The organism is Nitrospiraceae bacterium (assembly GCA_035623075.1).
Taxonomy (GTDB): domain Bacteria; phylum Nitrospirota; class Nitrospiria; order Nitrospirales; family Nitrospiraceae; genus DASPUC01.
Genome location: DASPUC010000022.1, coordinates 62,817 through 87,133, shown reverse-complemented (window position 1 = coordinate 87,133; position 24,317 = coordinate 62,817). Strand labels below are relative to the sequence as shown.

Sequence of the window (24,317 nt, the reverse complement as noted above, 5' to 3'; positions counted from 1 at the left end):
TGAGGGAGGGCCATGCGCATCGTATTGGCTGTTGATGCATCGCCTGATTCCAAGAACGCCGCACAAGTCATCCGACACCTGGCGGAGCCTCCAGTCCTCGACGTGCTCAACGTCGTGGACGAAGACGCCCTCAAACATGCCTATATTTCTCCTACGATGCCAGCCGACTATCTAGAAACCTATCGCCAGGAAGTCACGGAGGTCGCCGGGCGTGTCCTGCACGAGATGAAGACTGAACTCGAACCGTACTGCCGGCACATCAGACTGATCGCCGACAGCGGCGATGCGGCAGAAAGCATCATCCAGACGGCCGAGGAATCGGGGGCCGACCTCGTGATCGTCGGCCAGCGAGGCATGACGGCGACTCCGTCGTTCCTCTTGGGCGGTGTGTCGCAGAAAGTGGCGACCTACGCTCCCTGCTCGGTTCTGGTGGTGAAGGAACCGTTCGCGAGGTTGGAACGGATTCTTGTGGCCGTCGACGGGTCTGAGCCAGCGCACAGGGCTGTGGAGTTTTTGGCCCGTTGCCCCTTCAAAGGTCCGGTGCAGGGGGCGGTGGTGACTGTATGGCCCTCTCCGCGATCGGAGGCCTTGCGGATTCCAGTTGGAAGCACCGGCCGATCAGAGTTGAAGCAGATGGTGGAAGAGAAGGGGCAAGAGTTGCTCCGGAACACCGCCGGCGAATGTCCGCGCGATGTCTACCGGATCACCACGGAACTGCTCCACGGTGATCCCGCGTTTACCATTCTCGATGCGGCAATTCGGTTTCAGGCGCAGATCATCGTGATCGGTTCGCGTGGGATGAAAGCGATCAAACGTTTCTTGTTGGGCAGCGTGTCAGAAAAGGTTCTCGTCCATGCGCCCTGCTCGGTGCTGATTGTCCGATAAAAGAGGTCTCTATGCCGACTAAAGAGGAATTACTGGCCAAGGCGCAGAAGCCGGCTGAAGAGTCACGGCGGTTACACACCCATTATAAGGGGAAGATTCAAACATTCCCGAAATGCCCGATCCGCAGTCTCGACGACTTTGCCCTCTGGTACACACCGGGCGTTGCCGCTCCTTGCCGGGATATCCAGAGGACTCCGGGGTTGGTCTACGACCTAACGAATCGGGCGAACAGCATTGCCGTCGTCTCGGATGGCACGCGTGTCTTGGGGCTTGGTGATATCGGTCCTGAGGCCGGGCTGCCGGTTATGGAAGGGAAGGCATTGCTCTTCAAGTATCTCGGCGGAGTCGACGCGGTGCCGATTTGTTTGGGCACGAAAGACCCGAATGAGATCGTCAGAACCGTGAAGCTGCTTGAGCCTACCTTCGGCGGTATTAATCTCGAAGACATCGCCATGCCCAAGTGCTTTCGCATTCTGGAGCAGGCCCGCCGTGCCTGCACCATTCCCGTCTGGCACGACGATCAGCAGGGGACCGGTACGGTGCTGCTCGCCGCGCTGATCAATGCGCTGAAGATTGTCGGCAAGCCGATGGGAACCATTCGCATCGCGATGATCGGGATGGGTGCGGCGAACGTGCCGACGTATCGATTCTTGAAAGCAAACGGAGCGGATCCGGCTTCGATCGTGGCCTGTGACCTTGGAGGCATTCTTGGGAGTCATCGTGCGGATTACCGAGACAACCCTGATTACATCGAGCAATGGAAGGTCTGCCAGGAAACGAACGCAGACAAGCTGCGAGGCGGGATCGCAGAGGCCCTTCGGGGCGCGGATGTCTGTATCGCTTTCGCAGCGGGGGGGATTATCAAGGCTGAATGGATCAAGGCGATGGCCAAGGATGCTGTTGTCTTTGCCTGCGCCAATCCGATCCCGGAAATCTGGCCCTGGGAGGCACGGGAAGCAGGGGCCAGGATCGTGGCAACCGGACGGAGCGATTTCCCGAACCAAGTGAATAATTCACTCGTGTTCCCTGGCATCTTCCGCGGCACCCTGGATGTGCGGGCCCGTACGATCTCGGACGAGATGGCGCTCGCTGCGGCCATGGAACTGGCTGCCTGCGCTGAAGAGCAGGGTATCAACGAAGACAACATTATTTGCACGATGCAAGAATGGCACGTTGTACCGAGAATCGCCGCCGCCGCCGCCCTCAAAGCGCAGGAACAGGGATTGGCTCAATTGAACAAGACGAAAGAGCAGCTCATGGAGGAAGCAGCGATCAAGATTAGAACCGTAAGGGACGGGCTGGGTGTCTTCATGAAGGAAGGGCTGGTTTCCCCACCACCGAAGTAGCCTGTTGCAAAAAGAAACATTGATTCCCTGAGGGAGGTGATTACCTAAAAATCGAAGGAGGTGGCGTGAGCCTAATGAGGTCGGCAACCTCACGTGTTCGACTCGCCCTTCTGCAGCCAGCGTGCAGAGGGCACCGTTCCTGGTTCGTTGCGGGGTCGAGGTCCGAGGGACGCGCTATCAATCGTCGGTGCCACTAGGCACGGCCGTTGAGTAGAAGCGAGCCCGTTCGAAGATTGAGGCGCGGGGCAGCCAGCCTCAGGCGACTGAAGGGTTGCCGGACATGACTCCGGCCCGTGCAGGTCCGGTGTTCCACAGAAGGGAGGGCCGTTTTTTTGTGATTACCCGCGTCGCAGAAAATTCTACCGGTTTCAAATCAAATCACACGATCGAAGCTCCCCCTCCTAATAGGTCTCCAAAAGGCAACACCCATTTAGTGGGAAATGTTGGAAGGATACAAAAAAACTGAGCGGAGGCGGGTCCAGAGAGCTTCATCTACATGGTAGAGTCTTCGAGGGGTTTTAGGCTTCCCGCTCGTTACTGGCGGGCCTGCTCACCGCCCCTACGCTCGACCCCGGTTACCTTGAGTATTCCTCTCACCGAGGCCTCCGCTCACTTATTGAATAACGATGATTTCTAGACGGTCAACCGGCATCCAGCAGGTTTAGGCTTTCTTCTCTTCTCCAACTGTACGATTCCGAAGGCGGTGGACTAACTCGTCGTAGGAGTAAGACCGGATGATCGACGTGAATTGACTCCGGTAATTTTTGACGAGGCTCACCCCATCCACGATGATGTCGTAGGCATACCACCGGCCCCCCTTATTAATAAGCCGATAGTCCATCGGGATCTGGACCTTGCTGGATACCAGCTTGGTTCTTACTTCTGCATACTGACCTTCTAGGCGCTCGGTCAGGTACTCCGCCTGTTCGCCGGAATAGCCCTCGATCTTGGACGCATACCGGTCTGAGAGAAAGGACTTGAAGAGGTCCACAAATTCGTCACGTTGCTCGTTCGTCAAGGGAGTCCAGTTGGCGGCGAGAGCTCGTTTGGACATTTCGGCATAATCGAAACGCTGGGCGATCACCTGTTCAAGCATTCGTCGCCGGGGTAGGAGCTTGGCCGGAGCTTTCAGCGAGTCATCGTTGAGAATACGGATCACCTCGTTAATCGTCGTTCGGACCACGTCGGTGGGTGATTCGGCGGCGAGGCTCAGGGGCCCGGCGGAGATAACAAGCCCTACGCCGAGAAGCTGGAGGATCCGTCGAATGCGACGGCAGTTGGTGGGTACGCTGTCAGCAAGCCAGCAGGGGAGCCGCATACGGTCTCACCGGTTATCGGATTACGAGCACGGAGCAGGGAGCTCGGTGCACGATCGCATGGGAGACGTTGCCGAGGAGAAATCGGTCCAGTCCCTTTCTCCCGTGAGAGCCGGCGACCAGGAGGTCGAACGATTTTGCCTGTTCCGCGATTACCGCGGCAGGCTCTCCTTTCCGGATCATACTGGATGCCATAAAATGCGGAGGTCGGAGTGATTCCGCACAGGACTTGGCGGTTGCCTCGGCCTGCTTCATCAATCCTTCTGACCATGCTTCAAATCCCCCTATACGCTCGAGCTCGACCATCGGGATCGACGGGACGACCGTTAATACCGTTGCCTCCACGGGTTGCCTGAACGGATGGGCCGTGAGCCATTCGCCGATCCGCCTGGCGTCGTCACGACCCTCGACCGCTACGAGGATGCGAGCCACCGGTTTAGCTTTCCCCTTGACGATCAGAGTCGGCTGCGTGGCGTGAAGGAGAATACGGTGCGAGACACTGCTGAGGACGAATTCCGCCATTCGGCTGTGTCCCTGGGTGCCGACGACAATCAGGTCGGCATTGATCGACGTAGCAGCGTCAAGCACAAACCGGGCCGGCTTGCGAAATTCACAGAGCTTGCGGGCCGGCGGAATGTCGGAGGGCAATAACATGGAGCCTCGATCCAAGGCCTGACAACCTGCATCGAACATGGCCTTGCGGAAGATATCATAGCCTTGCAGATTAGCGGCCTCCGCCACGATAGGGTACTCGAAGAATCCAATATCGACTCCATGGGCCAGTGTCACCTCGTCTGGTCGATAGAGCAACGCAAGTTGTTCGACGGCCGCGAACGCGTCGTCCGACCACTCCACGCCTGCGATGACTTTCATGGCGAAGCGCCTCTCAACCTCGTGAGGGGGAGGGCTGCTGGAAGAGCGCATCCTGAGCGGCCTTCAGCAGCGCGACGACCTGTGCATCCTCGACTTGCGTGAAATCCTGGTAGGCCGCACCAACGGCGTTGAAAGAATCGGGCACTTCGAGCACGACCAACTCGTCCACCAGCGACTTGACTCGCGTGAGCGTCTCAAGAGGTCCGACGGGTATCGCGGCGATCAGGCGACGCGGCGAAAGTTCCATCACGGCTTCGATCGTGGCGAAGAACGTCGATCCTGTGGCAATGCCGTCGTCCACCAGAATCACCGTGCGATCAGCGAGGACCGGCAGAGAGCGTCCCTGTCGATACAAAGTCTGCCGGCGCGCGATTTCTCGACGTTGCGCCTGGATCAACCCTTCCAGATCATCGTGAGACAATTGGAACGCTTCGACCGCCTCAGGATTGAGATAGATGGCGCCTGTTTCGCTGACCGCTCCGATGGCATATTCCGGGTTCTCCGGGGTACTCAGCTTGCGCGTAATAAATACATCGAGCGGGAGATGTAAGGTGCGGCTGATCTCATAGCCAACGGCCACTCCCCCGCGCGGGAGCGCGAGAACTAGCGCAGTCGGATCACCGCGATAGGCGCTCAATTGCTTCGCCAGGGAAAAGCCTGCGTGGCCACGATCGCGAAAGATCATCGGCTCCCTCCTCTTGAGGATCATACGACCCTGCTCGGGGCAATCCAAGGCCTTGCTCCACTGGTGATAATCAGGACGGCCTCATGGCCCGGTGGCTCGGCCTGACGCTGTAATGACCACGTCCTTCAAGCTTCAAAATCACATAACCGTCCCGGCTCAATCGGTCCACTTCGTCAAAGACCTGGTTCCATGTCAGGTCGGCACATTCCTTCATGACCTCCTCCAAGTCACAGCCGGGCGAGCTGATCACAACTTCCATGACACGTCGACTGACGTCCGTCATTTTGGCCACAACAACGCCTCGCAGGTGGGCTGCTGATCATGGAAAGTGCATCGACAGTGCCAGATCAGAAATGAAGAGGCGAGAAGCACACCACCCAGCAATTCAATCAGTTGCGCTGGTGGCAAATTTCAGCACGCTGGATTGTAAAGGGGAGCCTGTAGCGTTACGGGACAACGGGGAGGGGATTGGCTGACGCCTCTTTCGACAGTGATCGTCATGGGGTGAAAGGAGCCGCAAAGTGCCCCCGCAGTTGTGATAAAGTGACGCCCCCATGCGAGTCTTCATTCTGGGAGTCGGCGCGACTGGGTCATTGTTGGCTCAATTGCTCGTCCGGCAAGGGCACCAGGTGGCTTGCGGCGATCGTGACCCGGGCCGGGCCCGCGCCTTTCTAGGCGAACGGTTGCTGCTCTCGATCCAGAAGGTGAATGCCCGCAATCTTCATGGCATTGTCAAGGCGGCGAAGGGTTGTCATCTCCTCATCAACGCCTGTCCGTCTGTCTTCAATAAGGTCGTCCTCCGCGCAGCCTTGCGGATACGCGCGCACTATCTCGACACGGCCTCGCATTTGAGACAGAATCCCTTCCGACCCGAACAACTCCGTTTTGACCGGCAGTTTCGGAAGAAACGGCGGACGGCGCTCATTCATGCTGGTGCTGCTCCTGGTTTGACGAATGTCTTGGCGATCCACGCCGCGGCTTCGTTCGAGACGCTGGACAGGATTCAGATCCGATTGTTCGAAGGGACCGCGAGCGACGATCCCATTTCGCAATGGTCCGCTGACAGTTCGTTCGACGAAGCGGTCTCGCGGCCGCGCCTCTATCGGAATGGACGTTTTCAGTTCGGGGCGAGATTTGGCGAGAGAGAAGTGTTCCGCTTCCCACCGCCGATCGGACGGGTTGGCGTTGTCTTGGCGGCGCAGGACGAAGTTGTGAGCCTCCCACACGTCGTGCGTCTGCGCGAAATGGACGCAAAAATCGGTGGACCTGACATGGAGCGACTTCGACGGTGGCACCGGCAGGGGAAACTGAGCCGGTCACGCGGTTTGGTGGCAGCGCGGTTTCCTGCCACTCTGACTCCCCGCGTTCTCACTCGCTTGGTTCGCCGGGGCATCCTGCGAAATGCCCGTTTCGCCGAGGCGGTCTTGGTGTACGGGCAAAGGCATGGGCGACCGCTGCTGATTCGATGGGATGCCACCTTCCCATCACTGGTGGAATTGCGCCGCCGCGGCCTGTCCTCTTCCCCGATTGCGTGGGCGACTGCGCAACTCACCGCTATTTTCGTGAAGCTCTTCCCTCGCGACCTGCCAGGTGTCCACCTTCCCGAGGCCTTGCCGACGGCCATCCATCGCCAGATTCTGAACGCTGTCCGATCGCGCGGAGTCCGTTTGACGAAAAAGATGATTCGTCTTAAGCCATCCCACGAGACGGACGAACCCTAGAATTCCAGCTTCGCGGGCTCTCGGTGGAACTCCGCCACCTTGGGGTGAACAAGCTCGGCGAAATCCTTATACCGCAGCTTGATTGCTCCCACATGTGTGCCGGCCTCAAAGAGAATCTCTTCATCGCGCGTCAGCAATTCATCCACATAGACCTCGATCCCGTAGAGATTGCCGAACGGCGGCATGCTGCCGATGTCGCAGTCCGGGAATAATTGCGCGAATTCATATTCAGTAGCGAGGCGGACATTCTCTGCGCGAAGGACATCCTTCAACTGTTTGAAATCAACCTTCCAGCTGGCAGGTAGCACCACCATCAAGAGACGTTCATCGGCTTTGACTATCACGACCTTGGCGAACATGTTAGCCGATACGTGAAGCGTCTCGGCTACATCGTGTGCGGTATAAGCGGTCGGATGGCTCACCACCTCGTACGGAATGTTGTGGCTGTCCAGATAGTTCTGCAGTCTTTTCAGAATAGCCATGGCAACCTCCCTCACTTATTTTCATAGGATGGGGTTGAGGCAGTATGCGCTTGAAAATGGATCTGAGCAAGAGCAATGCCATGAGAGGCTCGCGGAACGAAACGATAAAACTTTTGAAAAGAAGCACAGTTAAGGTGTGCACAACGCGAACGTCACTCAGTTACGGATTCAGTGGCGTAGCAGAATGGGGCAATGTATGGGTCTTGATCTGTCCGGAAATGCGACGAGGCGTTGATTGCCTATCAACCGTGTGCCTGAAGAGAGAGATGGATGCTCACGCTCCTGCATCGCCCATCTGCCTGTACAGGGGTAAAGCTCCCCACCGCTATACTGAGCACTGTAGCAGATCGGAACAGACAGGGAGGGAACCCTGCGAGTATTGTGTCGAGTAGCACATAACAATGTGAAGAAGTGTTTCCCTAAGGCGTGCGCCCTGTTAGTCACCTTTAACACCACCTTCAAGAGAGGAGTGACTGATGACAACCGTCCGGGGGAAAACCAGCGGGCATCGGTGTTGCACTCCCTCCGGAGTAGTCAATGATCAAGGTTAGGGAAACGACTGGCGGCCGGGTCATGAGATACCACCTTGATGACAACATAGACTGTTCACTTCAACCACAGGAGGGTGCTATGAGAGGCTCGGTCTATAATTTTCGTATGTTGATGATTCCGATAGCTGTGGGAGCCATCGCTCTCGCGGGAGTCAGTACAGGTATTCCATCAGCCGTCCAGGCCGAGGATGAGATGAAGATCGAAGTCACGATTACGGACAAAGGGTACGACGTGAAGGGGCACACGATGTCTGGCACGTTGACCAAGATCATCGTCCGTAATCAGGGTACGATGACCCATGGGATCACTTCACCGCTATTCAAGGAAGGAGTCATCAACAAAGAAGGCGACGGAGTGGAGATCAGGGGCCCGAAGGGCAAAGGAATCAGGGCCTACCACATTGAGCCGGGGAAGACGATGACCTTGACCTTTAAGAGAGAATCCCGCCCGGATCCCACGACCGGAATCAGCGAAACCATGCAGGTGCCCTTCTGGTGTGATATTCACACCCACATGAAGGGAGAATTCCTGGTTGTTGAGACGAAGGGCGAAGTGGGTGGTGGCTGATCATCCATCGGAACGTGAGAAAGGTTTGAGTGAGTGGTTCTAGGGAGGACGGGTCGTGCGGCTTTGTGAGTCGCACGACCCGTTTGCTGTTTCTAAGTTCCAGAATGTCGACGGAGTCAGAGTGCACCATGGCAAGACGTATCGCCCTTCGATTATTATTCCATCTCACCTTGCCCGCGATCACGCCGTTACAGCCGGATAGTTCGAGTTCCACCTTGCACCGTGGCTTACCGATCCTGATAAGACGACGATGATGCTTGGAGGCCGACCTGCGGGTGAAGTGTGGCACGCTCTGGAGCCTAAGGAAGTCGCGCGACGACTGGGCTCTGATCTGTCGGCTGGGCTAAGTGGAACGGAAGCAGCCGATCGGTTGATCACTCACGGAAGAAACGAATTACCGGAGGCGGTGCCTCTTTCCCTACTCCGCATTTGTCTCTCCCAATTTTCGAGTCTTATCATCTGGGTGTTAATCGGTGCTGCCGTGGTGTCCGGTATATTGCAAGAGTGGCTGGATGCCGGAGCCATTGTCGCGATTGTCGTACTCAACGGGCTGCTGGGCTTCGTCCAGGAGTACAAAGCCGAGCGGTCACTGGCGGCCTTGAAGCGCCTGTCGATCGTGATGGCTCGGGTATCGCGTGACGGTGTGGCGCACGTGATTCCCGCCCACGATCTCGTTCCTGGCGATCTGATTCTTCTGGAGGCCGGCGATCATGTTCCAGCGGACGCGCGCATCGTCTCCGTCGCGCGCCTGCGCACGCAGGAAGCTACGCTGACGGGAGAATCGACGCCGGTTGAGAAGTCCTCTGCACTGCTGTCCGCTCCAGATCTTCCTATTGCCGAGCGGGCCAATATGCTCTTCCTCGGGACCGACGTGGTCGGAGGAAAGGCGAGCGCCCTTGTGGTGGCGACTGGCCCCCGGACCGAATTGGGACGCATCGCGTCCATGCTTCAGCAGACCGAACGTGAGCCCACGCCCTTACAACGACGCCTTGCACAGCTTGGACATGTGCTGATCTATCTCTCGATGGCGATCGTTTCGCTCGTCTTCGGACTGGGCCTCTTGCGCGGAGAGCCTCTTGTCACCATGTTCCTGACGGCCGTGAGTCTCGCCGTCGCGGCGATTCCCGAAGGACTTCCTGCCATTGTGACTATCACGTTGGCATTGGGTGTCACGCGAATGGTGGAACGACACGCCTTGATCCGCCGACTCCCCGCGGTGGAAACCTTGGGAGCGACCACGGTTATCTGCACGGACAAAACCGGAACTTTGACGAAGAACGAAATGACCGTCACGCAATTATATGTGGGAGGACGGACGATTGAAGTCTCTGGCGAAGGTTATATTCCCGAAGGGGTGTTCGTTGAAGACGGCCAATCTCTGCGTCGCCTGTCGCCGGCTGTTCAGGCATTTCTCGAAGCAGCCGTGCTGTGCAACGGGGCTCTCTTGCAAGAGCAAGGAGGTGCCTGGTCCGTACTCGGCGATCCGACGGAAGGGGCGCTGCTTGTAGCGGCGGCAAAGCAGCACCTTCATAAAAGTCAGCTCGAGGCGACATGCCCCTTGACCGCCGAGATCCCGTTCGATCCGGACCGCAAGATGATGACCATGATCAGACAGACTGGCGGCGGTCCAGTCGCGTATGTGAAGGGAGCAGTAGATGTGCTTCTGAACCGGTGCAAGAGTGTCATGACCTCCGAGGGAATGGTTCAGCCGCTCGAAGACTCAGACCGGCGACGAATCGTCGCGGCGAATGCCGCCTTTGCCCAAGACGCGTTGCGGGTTTTGGGAGTCGCGCGGCGGAGTTTCGATGCAGCCCCACTTGATGCCGCCCCCAAAGACGTAGAACGAGACTTGGTGTTTCTCGGCATGGCGGCGATGAAGGATCCGTTGAGGACAGAAGCCAAACAGGCCGTCCACCAGTGCCGTGAGGCCGGCATCCGCACGGTGATGATCACCGGTAACCATAAGGACACGGCTGTGGCCATCGCCAGGGAATTGGGCCTTGCCGACGGGGCAGGTTCGGCCTTCACCGGGATGGACATCACCAATGTGACCGACGATCAGTTAGCTCAATGTGTCGAGCGGGTGACTGTGTATGCCCGAGTGTCGGCCGAGCACAAACTCGGTATCGTGCGCGCTTGGAAAAAGAGAGGGGCGATCGTTGCCATGACAGGTGACGGGGTCAACGATGCGCCGGCCGTAAAGGCTGCCGACATCGGAGTGGCCATGGGGATCACCGGAACCGATGTGACGAAGGAAGCCGCTGATATGGTCGTGACCGACGACAACTTTGCCTCCATTGTCTCAGCGGTCGAGGAGGGGCGGACTATCTATGCCAACATCCTCAAGGCCGTGCACTTTTTACTGTCGTGCAATGTTAGCGAAATCCTGGTCATGCTCGTGGCCACGCTCGTCGGGTCCCCCCTCCCGCTTCTGCCGATTCAGATTCTCTGGATCAATCTCGCGACCGATGGCCTGCCGGCCTTGGCCCTGGCAGTGGATCCGCCGGAACCGGATGTCATGCGGCGCCCGCCGCTCGATCCCCGCGCGCCCGTGTTGGAGAAGGATCGACTGGTGTTGATGGGGACCCAAGGACTCCTGCTCGCCTTTGTTGCGGTATCCGCCTTCGCACTGAGTTTTTATGTGAATCGGGAGAGTCTCGAAGAGGCCCGTACGCTGACCTTTGCCGTGATGGTGCTAGCCCAGCTGTTCCATGCATTCACCTGTCGCAGCACGCAATATTCGATATTCACGCTGGGGTTTCTCACGAACTGGGCACTGATGGGAGCCGTGATCCTGTCTGCCCTGTTGCAATATTGTATCGTCCAACTGGCTTGGACGCGGGACATCTTCAAAGTGGTCCCACTGGATGCGGGCGACTGGTTGCTCGCTGTCGGCTTGGCCCTGGCTCCCCTGGTTTTGGGCGAGATGCACAAGGCGTTCAAACTCTGGCGTGCGACGAAAGACGTCCAAAGGATGTCGGTTCAATGATGTCACCGGATCACGAATTGATCGTGGACGCTGAGCCTGGTTGCCATCTTCTCGACATCATGAAGGCTCACTGCTCAGCCATCTGTTAGGAGAATACTCGATGAATACCCAATTTCGGCGGTTCCGATTTCTGCCGCTTCTGGCGCTGGTTTGGCTCGCGTTCCTGCCGGAGAGCCAGGAATCCGTTGAGGTGCTGCCGGAGGCATCGGTGACCATCGACGGCCGGGTGATGGCAGATCACAATGCTGGCGTGAAGCATCCTATGCTGAAAGAAATTCTGGCGGCGTTTGAGCGGGCGGAAACAGCTGTGCAGAGGAGAGACCTCGAGGGACTCATGAACTTCTATGCCAAAACGTACAACTACCACGGATTGAAATCGCCCGACGTGCGTCGGATCTGGAGCGAGGTGTTTGTCCATTATCGAGACTTGTCCTCCACTCATCTGTTTTCAGAAGTGAAGCTCTTCCGGTCCGGAGGTCAACTCCGAGCGGAGATCACCTGCACCGGTGGATTGTACGGGACCGAAGTCGAGGGAGGCCGGAAGATCACGTTGGACAGTTGGTTTCATGAAGTCCACTATCTCGTCCATGACGACGGCGCATGGAGATTTTTGGGAAATGCCGGCGAGGCTCCAGGGACAGCACCACCGCCACCGACCTCCGCACCTCATCACCCGCTCTTCTGACCGGTTCTGCCTGATGCGGTATGTAAAATAATCGATGATGGCACCGGTGCCCTCACGCGTTCCGTGCCCCGGCGTAAAAATGTCGTTTCACCACCTCGGCTGTGATCACATAGCCGAGTAAGATAGCCGCCAGCAACAGAAGGAAGAGGGGAGGCAGGGGGGCCAAACCGAAGGGCGCGGCAATCGGCAGAAAAGGGATCACCAAGGTCGCCGCGGCGATGCCGAGGGTGGCCAACACGAGATAGCGTCCCGGTTGGCTGGTGAAGAACGGGCGCCTCGTTCGAATCACGAGAACGATTGCAGAAGCTGAAATGACCGATTCCACGAACCAGCCGGTCCGAAATTGCTCCATCGAGGCCTGAAGAACCCAGAGTAGTGCGCCGAACGTCAGAAAGTCGAAGACGGAACTGACGAAGCCAAAAGTCAACATGAACTTCCGAATAAAAGCGATGTCCCACCGCCGTGGCTGATTGATGAGTTCAGGATCGACGCGGTCAGTCGCGATCGTCATCTCAGGAATGTCGGTCAAGAGATTCGTGAGCAGAATCTGTTTTGGCAAGAGCGGGAGAAACGGCAGGAAGAGAGACGCGCCGGCCATGCTGAACATGTTTCCGAAATTGGCGCTCGTTGCCATGAAGACGTACTTCAACGTGTTGGCAAACGTGACGCGCCCTTCGCAGACGCCATCGAGAAGCACGGCGAGATCTTTCTCGAGCAGGACGATGTCCGCCGCATCCTTGGCTACGTCCACGGCGCTGTCGACGGAGATTCCGACGTCTGCTGCATGGAGGGCCGGGGCGTCGTTGATCCCGTCGCCGATGTAGCCCACGACGTTCCCGGATTTTCTCAAGGCGAGAATAATGCGGTCCTTCTGATTGGGCTCGACTTCCGCGAATACATCCACTTCATTGACGCGTTGCCGGAGGGCGTCGTCCGTCATGCCTCGGAGATCCCGTCCTGTGACCATCCGTGGATGGTCCACTCCTACCTCCCGACTGACATGCTCGGCGACGAGGTGATGATCACCGGTCACGATCTTGAGCGAGACGCCGAGCTGTTTCAGCTGTGCGATGGTACCGGCGATTCCGGCTTTCGGCCGATCAACGAATACGAGGAGTCCGAGAAACGTCATGGTGGCTTCATGACTCGTGTCGATCCGTGAAAGTTTCCCCATATCGCGTGTGGCGAGGCCGAGCACTCGGTATCCTTGCCGGCTCAGATCGTGAAATCTGGTTCGAACTGCGTTGATGACCTCATGCATCGCGACCGTCGTGCCATCTGATTGCTCGGCCAGCGTACAAATCTGCAGGATCTGTTCGACGGCTCCTTTGGTGATCAGGAGGCGGCCGGTTGCCGTAGCCACGAGAATGGAGAGGCGCTTGCGCAGAAAGTCATAGGGCACTTCATCGAGTTTGTTATAACCGGACACATCGAACGTGCGATGTGATCGAATCGCTTCGTCCAGAGGGTTCAGAAAGCCGGTTTCGAAGGTCGCATTGAGGTAGGCGTAGAGGAGCACGCGTTCGCTTACAGCACCGTCGAGATTCAGAGCTCCATGGAGCTGCATTTTCCCTTCGGTGAGCGTGCCGGTCTTGTCGGAACAGAGGACGTTCATGCTGCCGAAGTTCTCGATCGACGCGAGCCGTTTGACGATAACATGCCGCTCGGCCATACGTTTTGCGCCGTGCGATAAATTCACACTGATAATGGCCGGTAGGAGTTGAGGGGTGAGCCCCACAGCGAGCGCTAATGAGAAGAGGAAGGACTCGATCACCGGACGTTGAAGATAGACGTTGATGGTGAAGATAGCCAGGATGAGAAGGAGTGTGACCTCGAGCAGCAGGTACCCGAAGCGGCGGACGCCTCGCTCAAAGTCCGTCTCGGGTGGCCGCAGTTTCAGATGATGGGCGATGCGGCCGAACTCCGTATCTTTTCCCACGTGCACGATGAGAGCCGTTGCGTCACCGCTTACCACATGGGTGCCCATGAAGAGGCTGTTGGATCGTTTTGAAAGCGGGGTGGCGGTCGCGACGGTTGCGGGAGATTTTTCGACCGGATAGGTTTCGCCCGTCAGGGTCGCCTCATCGACGAAAAGATCCTTGGTTTCGAGCACGATGCCGTCGCCGGGAACGTTGGAACCCGCGGAGAGGCTGACGACGTCCCCGGGCACGATTTCCTCACTCGGTACCTCGACAAGTTTCCCGTCCCGCCAGACTTCAGTCGTCACATGAACGAGCGCCAGCAAGCTGGCGGTGGCTTTAGCGGCTCCGTATTCTTGCCAGAAGCCGAGCAGTGCGCTGACGACGATGATGGTCAGGATAATGAGGGCGTCGCTTCTGTCTGCGAGAAAGATGGAAATGACTGCGGCGATTAACAGTATCAGGATGATCGGACTTCGGAACTGGGAGAGGAAGAGAAGGAAGGCGTTGACGTTCCGCTGAGGTCTAAGCCTGGTCTTGGCGTAGTCGATTTGGCGTCGTCGCGCCTCTTCACCGGCGAGGCCCTCCGGTATCGTCTGTAATCGCCGGATGAGTTGGTCCGGCGGAGTGCTCCAGAACGGGCCCTCACCCATGATGCATGGCCTCACCTCCGCTATCCGTTTTGAATTCCCACGACGGTGTGCCTCTCACCGGTTCGGTAATACTCTTCACATGCTGATTCCCGACCCCGGACCACGCGTTTGTTGACGAAAGGCGGCTGGTGGCCGGTGACCATGGTCCGTTGATGCTCGCCGTGGTGTTCGTCGTCATAGTAGAGCAGGACCCAGTCGTGTGTTTTCTTCAACTGGTGAGCCAGCGCGCTGTTCGAGAACGTGGCGGTGTAGTGCCGAGTTCCTCTTGTGGTGTGGAGGATCGGCAGCCAGGCCTCCCGCTTGGGGTTGAAACGATGCGGGGCGATCCTCTGCAGTATGCCGGCCTGTACAGCTTCCCGATATTCACGATCTACATCGAAGAGCTCTTCGACGGGAGGCTCGGCGGGAGCAGAAAGGCCGGTGGTTTGGCTCTGTGTTCTGATCCGACCGAGGCGAGCGCTGAGCGAGTCGATGATTCCCTGAAGTTTTTTGGGGCCGACTCCTTCAATGTCGGCGAGCCGTCCGTCGTGCGCGGCTATTTCAAGCTGCTCCAACGTATGGATATGCAAATCATCGTGCAGTCGTGTCGCGAGAGCCGGGCCGATGCCGGGAATCGAAGCCAACAGCGCGACCGAGTCCATCTCGCCTCGGACACGGTCCAGCATCGGCAGCCGGCCGGTGACGATCAACGTATGAATCGACCGCGCCAGACTCACCCCGATACCGGGAAGAGCCTGTAAGCCGTCCGTGCCTTGCTGCTGCAGGATGTGCGTCACGGGAGTCGGCAGACGTTCAAGCGTGTCGGCTGCAGTTCGATAGGCTCGCACACGGAAGCGATTCGCGCCTTGCTCTTCGAGCAGCAGTGCGACCTCTCGCAGTTTGCTGGCGACTGCTCGATTCTCTTCGATGCTCATGGTGTCTCAAGGGTAGCTTTCAGCTATCAGCAGTCAGCTCTCGGCAAGATACTACGTGCTGAAAGCTGATGGCTGATCGCTGAAAGCCCATACGCGAAGTCTGAGAGCCGGTTGTTTGCTTACTCATATCTCAAGGCTTCGATCGGATTCAATTTCGAAGCCTTGTTCGCCGGATAGAGACCGAAAAAAATCCCCACGATCAGGGAGAACAGGAAAGCCACGCCGATGGCTTGGGACGAGATGATCGTCGGCCAACCGATCATGGCAGTCATCAACCGGGCGATTGCGATTCCCGCGCCGACGCCGAGCGCCCCGCCGATCGCGGTCAGGATGATCGCTTCGATCAAAAACTGCAGGAGGATGTGCGCGCGTTTGGCACCGACTGCCATGCGAAGCCCGATTTCTCTGGTCCGCTCGGTGACCGAGACCAAGAGAATATTCATGATGCCGATGCCCCCGACGATGAGCGAGATGGAGGCGATGCCCATCAGCATCAGCATCATCGTCCGGCTCGTGCCGGCGATGGTCTTGGCAATATCCTCCATCGTGCGGATGGTGAAGTCGTCTTCTTCCGATTGATGGAGGTGATGCCTGGTTCGCAAAAGGTCCTTAATATCATCCACCACGGCAGAAATGTCATAGCGTGTCCGAGTGGCCACGAGAATGATCCCGACGGTTCCCAGGAATTTCGTGCCCAGGACTTTTCGTTCAGCCGTGGAAAAGGGGAGGATGACGAGATCATCCTGATCCTGGCCTGTGATGGACTGACCCTTGGGAGTCAGGATGCCGATCACACGGAGCGGGACGTTTTTAATGCGAATCTGACTGCCGATGATCTCTTCACCCGGCTCGAAGAGATTCTGGGCGGCGGTTTTCCCCAGCACGGTGACTTTCGTCGCTGTATCCATGTCCGATTGTGTAAAGAAGTTGCCCTGAGCAACCGGCCAGCTGCGAATTTCAGGGAATTCAGGGGTTGTGCCCAGAACCACGGTGCTCCAGTTCTTATTCTCATGAATCACCTGGAGAACCGAGCGGTTGCCGTAGATGGCTGCCGTGACGTTCATCACTTTTTTTTCGATGTCCAGCGCATCATCGACCGTCAACGTCGACACCGAACCAAGTCCTCCCCTCACACCGCCGACCGTGGTAGCGCCCGGGACGATGATCAGCACGTTCGTCCCAAGGCTGGCGATCTCGGCCTGGACCGATGCGGTCGCGCCCTGACCGAGGCTGACCATCGCGACAACGGCTCCGATGCCGATGATGATGCCGAGCATGGTGAGTCCGGCCCGCAGCGGATTCCGGCAGAGGATCCGGAGGGCCGAGAGAATGGTGAGCCATAAAAAAGACATGGTGATTAGCTCTCAGCTGTCAACTATCGATGATTAGCTTTCGGCTGTCAGCTATCAGCCATCAGCGTAGGATTGGAAGCTGAGTGCTGACAGCTGATCGCTGATGGCTATTCTCTTCACCTCATCCTCGGGCCCGTATCGAAACCGGGCGGCAGCTTCTTCCGAGTCTGTTCTTCCGGCGTTTCAATACCGATCACCACTCGGTCTCCTTCTTTCAGCGGTCCTTCGGCGATTTCTGTATACAGGGAGTCGACGATACCCGTCGTGACCGTCGTTTGTTTCGGCGCCTTTTCCTCTTCCAGCACCCATACTTGCGTGGTTTTTCGGTCAACCGGCATGCCTGGCATCCGGAATCGCAGCGCCGCGTTTGGCACGCGCAGCGGGTTTTCTTTTTTGGCAGTGACGATCGTGACGTTCGCCGTCATGCCGGGTTTGAGTTTGAGGTCCCGGTTATCCACCGTGATCACCACGTCGTAGGTAACAACGTTCTGAATGCTGATCGGAGCATTTCGCACCTGCGTAATGGTACCTTCGAAGAACTGTTTGGGGTAGGCGTCCACGCGAAAGTTCGCACTCTTCCCTTCGGCCACGCCGCCGATATCGGCTTCGCTGACGTTGGCGTCGACCTGCATCTGCGTCAGGTCCTGGGCGATGACGAAGAGGGTCGGAGTCTGAAAACTGGCGGCGACCGTTTGGCCGACATCCACGTTCCGAGACACGACGATGCCGTTGACCGGCGAATAGATTGAGGTGTAGCCGAGATCCAGTTCGGCGGAGGAGAGCGTCGCCCGGGCTTGATCCAACTCCGCCTGCACCACTTCGACATTGGCGTCGGCGTCCCGATAATTGGTCTCGGCGAGATCGAGGTCAGCCTGCGACACGAATGCCTGTTTTCGCAACCTGGCCATACGATCGCGCTCACGCTTGCGCTGTGCCGCCATGTTCTCGGCTTTGGCCAGATTTCCTGTGGCGCTTTTCAAGGCGGCTTGGGCTTGGCTCACACGAGCTTGGAACGGTTGCTCGTCGATCTGGGCTAGAAGTTGTCCTTCCTTGACGACGGAGTTGAAATCCGCGAAGAGCTTTGCGATCTTGCCCGAGACCTGGCTGCCAACCTGAACGGAGACGACAGGATTGACGGTTCCGGTGGCTGTGACGATGGCCGTGATCGGACCTCGATCAACCGGCGTGGTGTTGTATTGGACTGGCTGTGTGCCGAAACTCCACCAGTACCATGTGGCTGCGGCCAGAGCGGTAAGGATGGTTGCGAGGCTGAGAAGCCACGGGAGACGAGATCGTTTATCTGAAAAGGGGCGAGGAATGACAGAGATGGGGAGGATACGTTTCTGTTCCGGCAACGAGGCGGAACGATCGTGGGCTGGCGGGGCGGCGGGATCTGTGATCACCTCAGTGACGGGAACATGATGAGGGGGTTCATGGGGTTCAGTCGTCATGCTGAGCTCGCCGGCTGAGCTGTTCCGAACGGACGCCTGTCATAGTGCCGATTCGTCGCGATTGTACGGGTTTTTTGTGCCAATAGCAGTATGAGGGAGCCCAGCGCAAGGGGACCGAAGATCCAAGCATGGATTGAGTGAGTCGTCGATCAGCTTTTTCCTAGGACAAACCCGCAGGGCTCGTTTCCAACTGATTGAAGCCAGCTTCTGCCGAGAAGTTCGCGATGACTGGCTGGAAGGAGTCAGCCACGCGCACCTCGCACGATCAGGACAGAGCAGGGGGCGTACTTGAGAAGCGACTCGGACACGCTCCCGAGTTGGAGCCGCTCCATCCCGGTCAAGCCTCGGGAGCCGACCACGAGCAGGTCGCTGTGATTCGCGGTTGCCAGCTTGATGATGGTGTCGATAACGTGATTCATCCGTACCTCGGTCGACACGGCATAGCCTTCCTTGATGAACTCCTCTCGAAGTTCCGTCACCAGATCGGTTGCTCGTTCGAGAACCGGTCGTTTGAGTTCCTCGAGTTGTCGGTCTGACAGATAGCGAGAGGCAAGGTCGGTGACCGGTGTTTCGGCTGATGTGCAAATGGTGATGGCGGCGGTGTCCGGAAGAATGCCCGCTCGAAGAAACCGCGCGGCAGCGCGGGAACCTTTGGAATTGTCTACGGCAAGAAGCGCCCGACTGATGGCTGAGAGCGGTCGCTTGATCACCAAGACAGGGCAAGGCGCGAGCGAGGCCACCTTCCGCGCCACGCTGCCCAACAGGAAGCCCTTGACATCGCTTAATCCCCTCGTCCCCACCACGATGAGGTGCGAGCGCTCCTGGGCTGCACGTCGGACGATCGCCTCGGCAGGGGAGCCCGCGAGCAGAATGGTTCGAACCTTGGTGCGTGGCTCTACCGCCGATTGTGAGAGGACGACGTTGGCCTGCTGACTTGCCCGCTGGAGGAGCACATCGCCTGCCTTTTCGAGTGCAGCTCTGGCTCCACGATAACTCATGACCCGCGGAGAGCCGGCCACCTTCAGTTTGTGGGTATCCGCCACGTGGAGGAGCGTGATGGATTCGAGACTCGACCGATCGAAAGCACCCAGTGCTTCGACTGCCCACTGGGAAAATTCTGACCCGTCGACCGCGCAAAGAATTTTCATCTTCCCGGCACCCTCTTCCTTTCAAGGGGCAGACCGACACGGTTTCCCTTGGGAGATTTTTGCATCAGACATGCCCAGCCTCCCCCTCCTTGTCGTGCTGGAAACAGTTTTGGTTCCAAGGAGTTATTGCGAAACTTGCCAACTGATCGACAGGCACTGGAGCGTTTTGCTGCAGTATAGGAAATCAACTGGGGTGAATGGCGCCAGTCATCGTCGTATGTCAATTGCGCGCCTCGTCCATTTCCTCGACTCTTCTAGCCTTTTCACAACCACGGCCCATCAAAGGCATGGCACTGTGATTGCCTATGCACTTGAGATGGAGGGTATTGAGAACATCAAAAGGGAGGACCATCAATGCGGATGATGAATCCTAACAATGCTGTGGAAAGGGGTCCGGGGATCGGTATGCTCCTGAGCCTCGGGTTGCTCAGTGGCCTGGTGGCATTCGAGCAGGCGGATGCAGGGGGCGTCGCGCGCGTGCTTCCATCTGGAGACGGCATCCAAATGGATTATCAGGGCGTTGAGGGTATGCAGCAAGACATCATTCCGCTCTATCGGGCCGGGACGGTTCGCTATTTCAGTGCCGGCATCGGCCTTGATGAGCGGGGGGCGGAGTACCCGCCGTTTTCTCTGAAGCTGGTATTCACCGCTGGGGGAAAGCCTTTTCTCACTGGGGTAACCGTCACGATTCAAGGACCGAAGGGCACGGACCAGATTGTAATCCCAGGAGAACGAGTCACCGGCCCCTGGTTGTTCGTGGACCTCCCAGCCGGCACCTACAACATCACGGCAGTACAGGCCGATCAGACGCAGGCGTTGAAATCAGTGAAGGTGGAGCGAGGCAAGACAACGGTCGTCCACCTCCGTTGGTCGGAGGATCGCGGGGTAAAGCTCGCTTTGCCGGTCAATTGAGCTAAGACCATCGGAGTCAGCAGTGCCTGTGACCGAGACCAAGGGGGACTATTACGAAGTCCTGGGAGTTGGGCGGGATGCCACCCGGGACCAAATCAAACACGCCTACCGTCAGCTGGCGTTGCAATATCATCCCGACAAGAATGCCGGTCCCGATGCAGCCGCCAAGTTCCGCGAGCTGGCGGAAGCCTATGCGGTGCTGTCGGATGACACGAAGCGCAAAGAGTACGACACGACCGGTCACGCCGGTGTGAGCGAACGGTGGTCTCCTGACGACCTCATGCGAGATTTTCAGTTCGGCGATTTCTTCGGGGGGCGCTTCGGTGATCTCTCCGGCATCTTCGGAGACTTCTTCGGACGAAGGACCAGGCCTGGGGCAGGAGCGGCGAGAGGCATCGATCTGCGGTACGACCTGGATTTGACCTTGGAGGAGGCAGCCCGAGGAGGGGAACGAGAGATCCACGTCACGAAATCGGAGAAGTGCGGACCCTGTGGTGGAACCGGGGCGAAGGAAGGGACGAAGCCGGTTTCCTGCACGGACTGTCACGGGACCGGTCAACGGCAGGAAGTGAAGACCAAGAAGGATGTGCGACTCGTCACGCTCACAACCTGTCCACGATGCCACGGACGGGGACAGATCATTGAGTCGCCTTGTGCTGCCTGTCGGGGGAACGGGTTTCAATTCGTGTCTCATAGACTCAAGGTCAAGATTCCGCCCGGCGTCGACGAAGGAATGGTCATTCGCCTGGCAGGCCAGGGGGAAATGAACGCCAATGGAGGGCCGCCGGGTGATCTGCTGATCCGGCCGCATGTGTTGCGGCACCCTGCTTTCGAGCGGCATGGCGACGATCTGTATGCGGTCAAGAACATCACCTTTCCCGAGGCCGCGCTGGGGACGAAACTGGGAATCGCAGGACTTGGCGGAGAAGCGTTGCAAGTGAAAATCCCGGCCGGCACACAGAGCGGGACAGCGTTGCGAGTGGGAGGGAAAGGGATGCCGAAGGTGGGAACCAAAGGAAAAGGCGATCTCTTCGTTGTTGTCGAAGTGCGCACGCCCACAGAGTTGACACCGCCGGAGCGTCGGCTCATCGAAGAATTGGCCACCTTGCAACGGCAACGACCTTCCGTCAAGACGGGATGAACAAAGGGGTCCGGATGGAGTGATCAAAGAAGGAGAACCGGCATGTCGATAAAAAAGGTCCAAAGGGCTGATAAGGTGAAGAACTTTTCTGCAGCGACCGTGGCGCAGGTCATGGAGAAGGCAGTGCAGTTCGCTCATCTTAAGACCAAAGGCGATGTGATCGCATCGTTGATGATCGAGGGATTCGGTGCGGTCCCAGTCGTGAATGAGGAAAAGAGGCTCGTCGGAATCGTCAGTGAGCATGATCTGTTGGCAGCCATCGACGACGGTCACAAGCTGGACGTGGTGAGGGCGGGAGATATCATGACCGGTAATCCGTATTCCGTCAGGCCTGAGACAACGCTCGGCACGCTCGTGCACGTTTTGCGCGCAAGCGACCTCGTGCGCGTACCGGTGGTGGATGCCAAGGACAAGCTTGTAGGGATTATCGCCAGACGGGACGTGCTCAGAACCTACCTGGCGTCCGAGTCAAACAGCACAACGTGAGGAGCCCATCATGAGACAAACCGATTTTCTCACCGCAGCCTGTGATCCGAAAACCCTGACGGTTGGACGGCTGATGCAGGATGCCGTATTTACCTGTGGATCTCGAACCGATGCCTTGACGATCGCGCGGATGATGACCCAGCGGAGCTTCGGCAGCCTTCCGGTCGTGGAGGCAGACGGCACTCTCATCGGGATCGTCAGCGAGTACGATCTCCTACAAGCAATGATCGATGGACGGGACCTGCGTAAGATACTGGCCGTCGAAATCATGTCAACCAATCCTGTGACGATGACTGAGGATCAGACGTTGGCCCAAGCGGCGGATCTCTTTCAAGATCGATATATCACGCGAGTGCCGGTCATTCGAAACAAAAGGCTAGTGGGAATTCTTGCACGGCGCGATCTGCTGTTCGGGTATCTCAAAGCGTTGCAATACTGGTCGTGAAACGTACCCAGAAGGAGGAGGATGCGGCGGGGGGTGTTAATCGGTGCTTTCCAACACGCACCCGGCTCCCAAACATGCTGGTGTCCGGTTCCATGCTCGATCTGAGGAGACGATGATCGCCGAACAACTCGCTTCGTATCACTCTTCCGTGCTCCTTGTGGAGGATGATCCGGACGTCTCTCTCACGCTCGAGGATCATCTTCAGCATGAAGGGTATACAGTGCACAGAGTGATGACGGGAAAGGAGGCACTGCACGAAGCCGAACAGAACCCGTTTGGCGCCGTGATCTTGGATCTGGGACTGCTGGATCTGAGCGGGTTCGCGGTCCTTCGTGGGTTGGAAGAATTGGATCCTCTGCTACCGGTGATTGTCCTTACCGCATCGGTGCAAGAAAAGCACACGGTGGGGGCACTCCGGCGTGGTGCCTTTGCCTACATCACCAAACCGTTCAACAAGGAAGAGTTGAAAATCGTCCTCCGTCAAGCAGTCGATGTCCGGAGATTAGTGCTCAAGATAAGCCGTGTGGAGCACGCTCTGAGCGCGAAGGAAGAGCAGTTCCGGCGCGTTGTGCACACCGCACCGGAGGGGATCGTACTCGCAGATGGGGACGGCAGGATTGTCTCATGGAATGCCGCTGCGGAATGCCTTTTTGGCTATACGGAGGGAGAGATGCTGGGACAGCCGCTGACCATGATCATGCCGATTCGGTACCGAGAGGATCATCAGCGAGGACTTGAACGGGTCAAGGCCACCGGCGTCTCAGCTCTGACGGGGAGAACGATCGAGGTATACGGCTTAAGAAGTGACGGGTGCGAATTTCCCATCGAGCTGTCGCTCAGCACGTGGAAATCCGACGATCAGACGTTTAGTTGCGGCATCATTCGTGATATTACCCAGCGGAAAGAGGCTGAAGCGAACCTTCTGCGACAGCAGATCGAACAACAGGCTCTGCTGGATCTCATTCCCGCCATGGTCTGGTATAAGGATTCGCAGAATCGGATTTTGCGGGCCAATCGGCGAGCAGCGGAATCAATCGACAAATCCGTGGCGGAGGTCGAAGGCCAATCTACCTACGATCTCTATCCCGAGGAAGCGGAGCAGTATCATCAGGACGATCTGGCAGTCATCGCCTCCGGTCAGCCGAAACTCGGGATTGTCGAACTCTATGAAACATCGCCGGGGCACAAGCGCTGGGTGCAGACAGACAAGATGCCTTACCGTGATGCCGAGGGGAACGTGATCGGAGTTCTCGTCTTTGCTCAAGATATTACGGAACGCAAGGAAGCAGAAGCAGCGTTACAGGAGAGCGAGCGTCAGTATCGGCTCTTGATGGAGGAGGCCTCGGATGGCATGGCGGTGGTGGATATGGACGGATATTTTAAGATGGCCAATTCGAAGGTCTGTGACATCTTTGGGTACTCGAGGGAGGAATTGCTCCGCCTGCATGTAAAGGACACCTACCTTCTCGCAGAAAGAGATCTAGCCCAACAACGCCTCAATCGACTCCGTTTCGGCAAGCCCTTGCGTTTTACGCGATTGGTACAGCGCAAAGACGGAACGGTCATCCCGGTCGAAATCACTGCCACGAGGATGTCCAACAGTCGCTACGTTGCTGTTGTACGAGACCTTACGTGACAGGTGGTGGATCACAAGCAAATCTACAATCAGTTGTTCGGGAAACAAGACGAGCAACCACTGCGTGTGCGCACGATGGCGAGTCTCGGTGCGGGAGTGGCGTTCTGCCGAAGCTCGTTGCCGGGTGCGATGGGAAATGGTTCCTCATAGCGTGTCTAG

General features: G+C 57.7%; 21 protein-coding genes. 11 read left to right on the top strand and 10 right to left on the bottom strand.

The annotated features are described in order from the left end of the window. Window positions 1-12: 12 nt before the first annotated feature. Window positions 13-885, top strand: coding sequence for a universal stress protein (locus VEI50_05190; protein HXX74499.1), 873 nt, complete (start codon window positions 13-15; stop codon window positions 883-885). A gap of 11 nt (window positions 886-896) precedes the next feature. After that, a complete protein-coding gene (locus VEI50_05185) occupies window positions 897-2,231 on the top strand; it encodes an NADP-dependent malic enzyme (GenBank protein ID HXX74498.1) in 1,335 nt (444 codons plus the stop codon). Window positions 2,232-2,892: 661 nt separating this feature from the next. Here the strand turns inward: VEI50_05185 and VEI50_05180 are convergent. The 4 genes from VEI50_05180 to VEI50_05165 form a co-directional block, all read right to left on the bottom strand. Beyond that, window positions 2,893-3,549 carry an ABC transporter substrate-binding protein gene (locus tag VEI50_05180; GenBank protein ID HXX74497.1) on the bottom strand — a complete coding sequence of 219 codons (657 nt, stop codon included), beginning with the start codon at window positions 3,547-3,549 and terminating at the stop codon, window positions 2,893-2,895. Between the two features lie 13 nt (window positions 3,550-3,562). Then, the gene (locus tag VEI50_05175; protein ID HXX74496.1) at window positions 3,563-4,420 is read right to left on the bottom strand and encodes a universal stress protein; all 858 of its coding nucleotides are present in this window, start codon (window positions 4,418-4,420) and stop codon (window positions 3,563-3,565) included. A 13-nt stretch (window positions 4,421-4,433) separates the two neighbouring features. Next, entirely contained in the window at window positions 4,434-5,105 is a 672-nt protein-coding gene (locus VEI50_05170; GenBank protein ID HXX74495.1) for a phosphoribosyltransferase family protein, read from the bottom strand. Window positions 5,106-5,175: 70 nt separating this feature from the next. Continuing rightward, window positions 5,176-5,397: a hypothetical protein gene (locus VEI50_05165; protein ID HXX74494.1), complete on the bottom strand. Its 222-nt coding sequence runs from the start codon at window positions 5,395-5,397 to the stop codon at window positions 5,176-5,178. 262 nt (window positions 5,398-5,659) lie between these two features. Between VEI50_05165 and VEI50_05160 the strand changes: the two genes are divergently transcribed. Further along, the gene (locus VEI50_05160) at window positions 5,660-6,826 is read left to right on the top strand and encodes a saccharopine dehydrogenase NADP-binding domain-containing protein (GenBank protein ID HXX74493.1); all 1,167 of its coding nucleotides are present in this window, start codon (window positions 5,660-5,662) and stop codon (window positions 6,824-6,826) included. On the opposite strand, the gene VEI50_05155 is transcribed toward VEI50_05160, so the two are convergent. After that, complete coding sequence (locus tag VEI50_05155) at window positions 6,823-7,308, bottom strand: YbaK/EbsC family protein (GenBank protein ID HXX74492.1); 486 nt, start codon at window positions 7,306-7,308, stop codon at window positions 6,823-6,825. The genes VEI50_05160 and VEI50_05155 overlap by 4 nt on opposite strands. Window positions 7,309-7,938: 630 nt before the next feature. On the opposite strand from VEI50_05155, the gene VEI50_05150 reads away from it, so the two are divergent. The 3 genes from VEI50_05150 (at window position 7,939) to VEI50_05140 (ending at window position 12,101) form a co-directional block, all read left to right on the top strand. Continuing rightward, window positions 7,939-8,427: a hypothetical protein gene (locus VEI50_05150; GenBank protein HXX74491.1), complete on the top strand. Its 489-nt coding sequence runs from the start codon at window positions 7,939-7,941 to the stop codon at window positions 8,425-8,427. Window positions 8,428-8,677: 250 nt separating this feature from the next. Beyond that, on the top strand, window positions 8,678-11,416 hold the full coding sequence (locus tag VEI50_05145; protein HXX74490.1) for a cation-translocating P-type ATPase: 2,739 nt from the start codon (window positions 8,678-8,680) through the stop codon (window positions 11,414-11,416). 100 nt (window positions 11,417-11,516) lie between these two features. After that, complete coding sequence (locus VEI50_05140) at window positions 11,517-12,101, top strand: hypothetical protein (GenBank protein HXX74489.1); 585 nt, start codon at window positions 11,517-11,519, stop codon at window positions 12,099-12,101. A 52-nt stretch (window positions 12,102-12,153) separates the two neighbouring features. Here the strand turns inward: VEI50_05140 and mgtA are convergent, their stop codons facing one another. From mgtA to VEI50_05115, 5 genes are all read right to left on the bottom strand, one after another. Continuing rightward, entirely contained in the window at window positions 12,154-14,673 is a 2,520-nt protein-coding gene (gene mgtA / locus VEI50_05135) for a magnesium-translocating P-type ATPase (protein HXX74488.1), read from the bottom strand. A 20-nt stretch (window positions 14,674-14,693) separates the two neighbouring features. Then, entirely contained in the window at window positions 14,694-15,587 is an 894-nt protein-coding gene (locus tag VEI50_05130) for a helix-hairpin-helix domain-containing protein (protein HXX74487.1), read from the bottom strand. Between the two features lie 119 nt (window positions 15,588-15,706). Next, window positions 15,707-16,939 (bottom strand): ABC transporter permease, encoded by a 1,233-nt coding sequence (locus VEI50_05125; GenBank protein HXX74486.1) that lies wholly within the window; start codon window positions 16,937-16,939, stop codon window positions 15,707-15,709. Between the two features lie 116 nt (window positions 16,940-17,055). Continuing rightward, window positions 17,056-18,390 carry an efflux RND transporter periplasmic adaptor subunit gene (locus VEI50_05120; GenBank protein ID HXX74485.1) on the bottom strand — a complete coding sequence of 445 codons (1,335 nt, stop codon included), beginning with the start codon at window positions 18,388-18,390 and terminating at the stop codon, window positions 17,056-17,058. Window positions 18,391-18,632: 242 nt separating this feature from the next. Then, window positions 18,633-19,538, bottom strand: coding sequence for a universal stress protein (locus VEI50_05115; protein HXX74484.1), 906 nt, complete (start codon window positions 19,536-19,538; stop codon window positions 18,633-18,635). Between the two features lie 354 nt (window positions 19,539-19,892). On the opposite strand from VEI50_05115, the gene VEI50_05110 reads away from it, so the two are divergent. The 5 genes from VEI50_05110 to VEI50_05090 all read left to right on the top strand — a co-directional run bounded on the left by VEI50_05110 (window position 19,893) and on the right by VEI50_05090 (window position 24,158). Continuing rightward, entirely contained in the window at window positions 19,893-20,450 is a 558-nt protein-coding gene (locus VEI50_05110; GenBank protein HXX74483.1) for a hypothetical protein, read from the top strand. A gap of 22 nt (window positions 20,451-20,472) precedes the next feature. Next, window positions 20,473-21,591, top strand: coding sequence for a molecular chaperone DnaJ (dnaJ, locus tag VEI50_05105; GenBank protein HXX74482.1), 1,119 nt, complete (start codon window positions 20,473-20,475; stop codon window positions 21,589-21,591). Window positions 21,592-21,633: 42 nt separating this feature from the next. Continuing rightward, window positions 21,634-22,077, top strand: a complete 444-nt coding sequence (locus VEI50_05100) for a CBS domain-containing protein (GenBank protein ID HXX74481.1) — start codon at window positions 21,634-21,636, stop codon at window positions 22,075-22,077. A gap of 10 nt (window positions 22,078-22,087) precedes the next feature. After that, entirely contained in the window at window positions 22,088-22,522 is a 435-nt protein-coding gene (locus tag VEI50_05095; GenBank protein ID HXX74480.1) for a CBS domain-containing protein, read from the top strand. A gap of 112 nt (window positions 22,523-22,634) precedes the next feature. Then, complete coding sequence (locus VEI50_05090) at window positions 22,635-24,158, top strand: PAS domain S-box protein (protein ID HXX74479.1); 1,524 nt, start codon at window positions 22,635-22,637, stop codon at window positions 24,156-24,158. Window positions 24,159-24,317 lie beyond the last annotated feature (159 nt).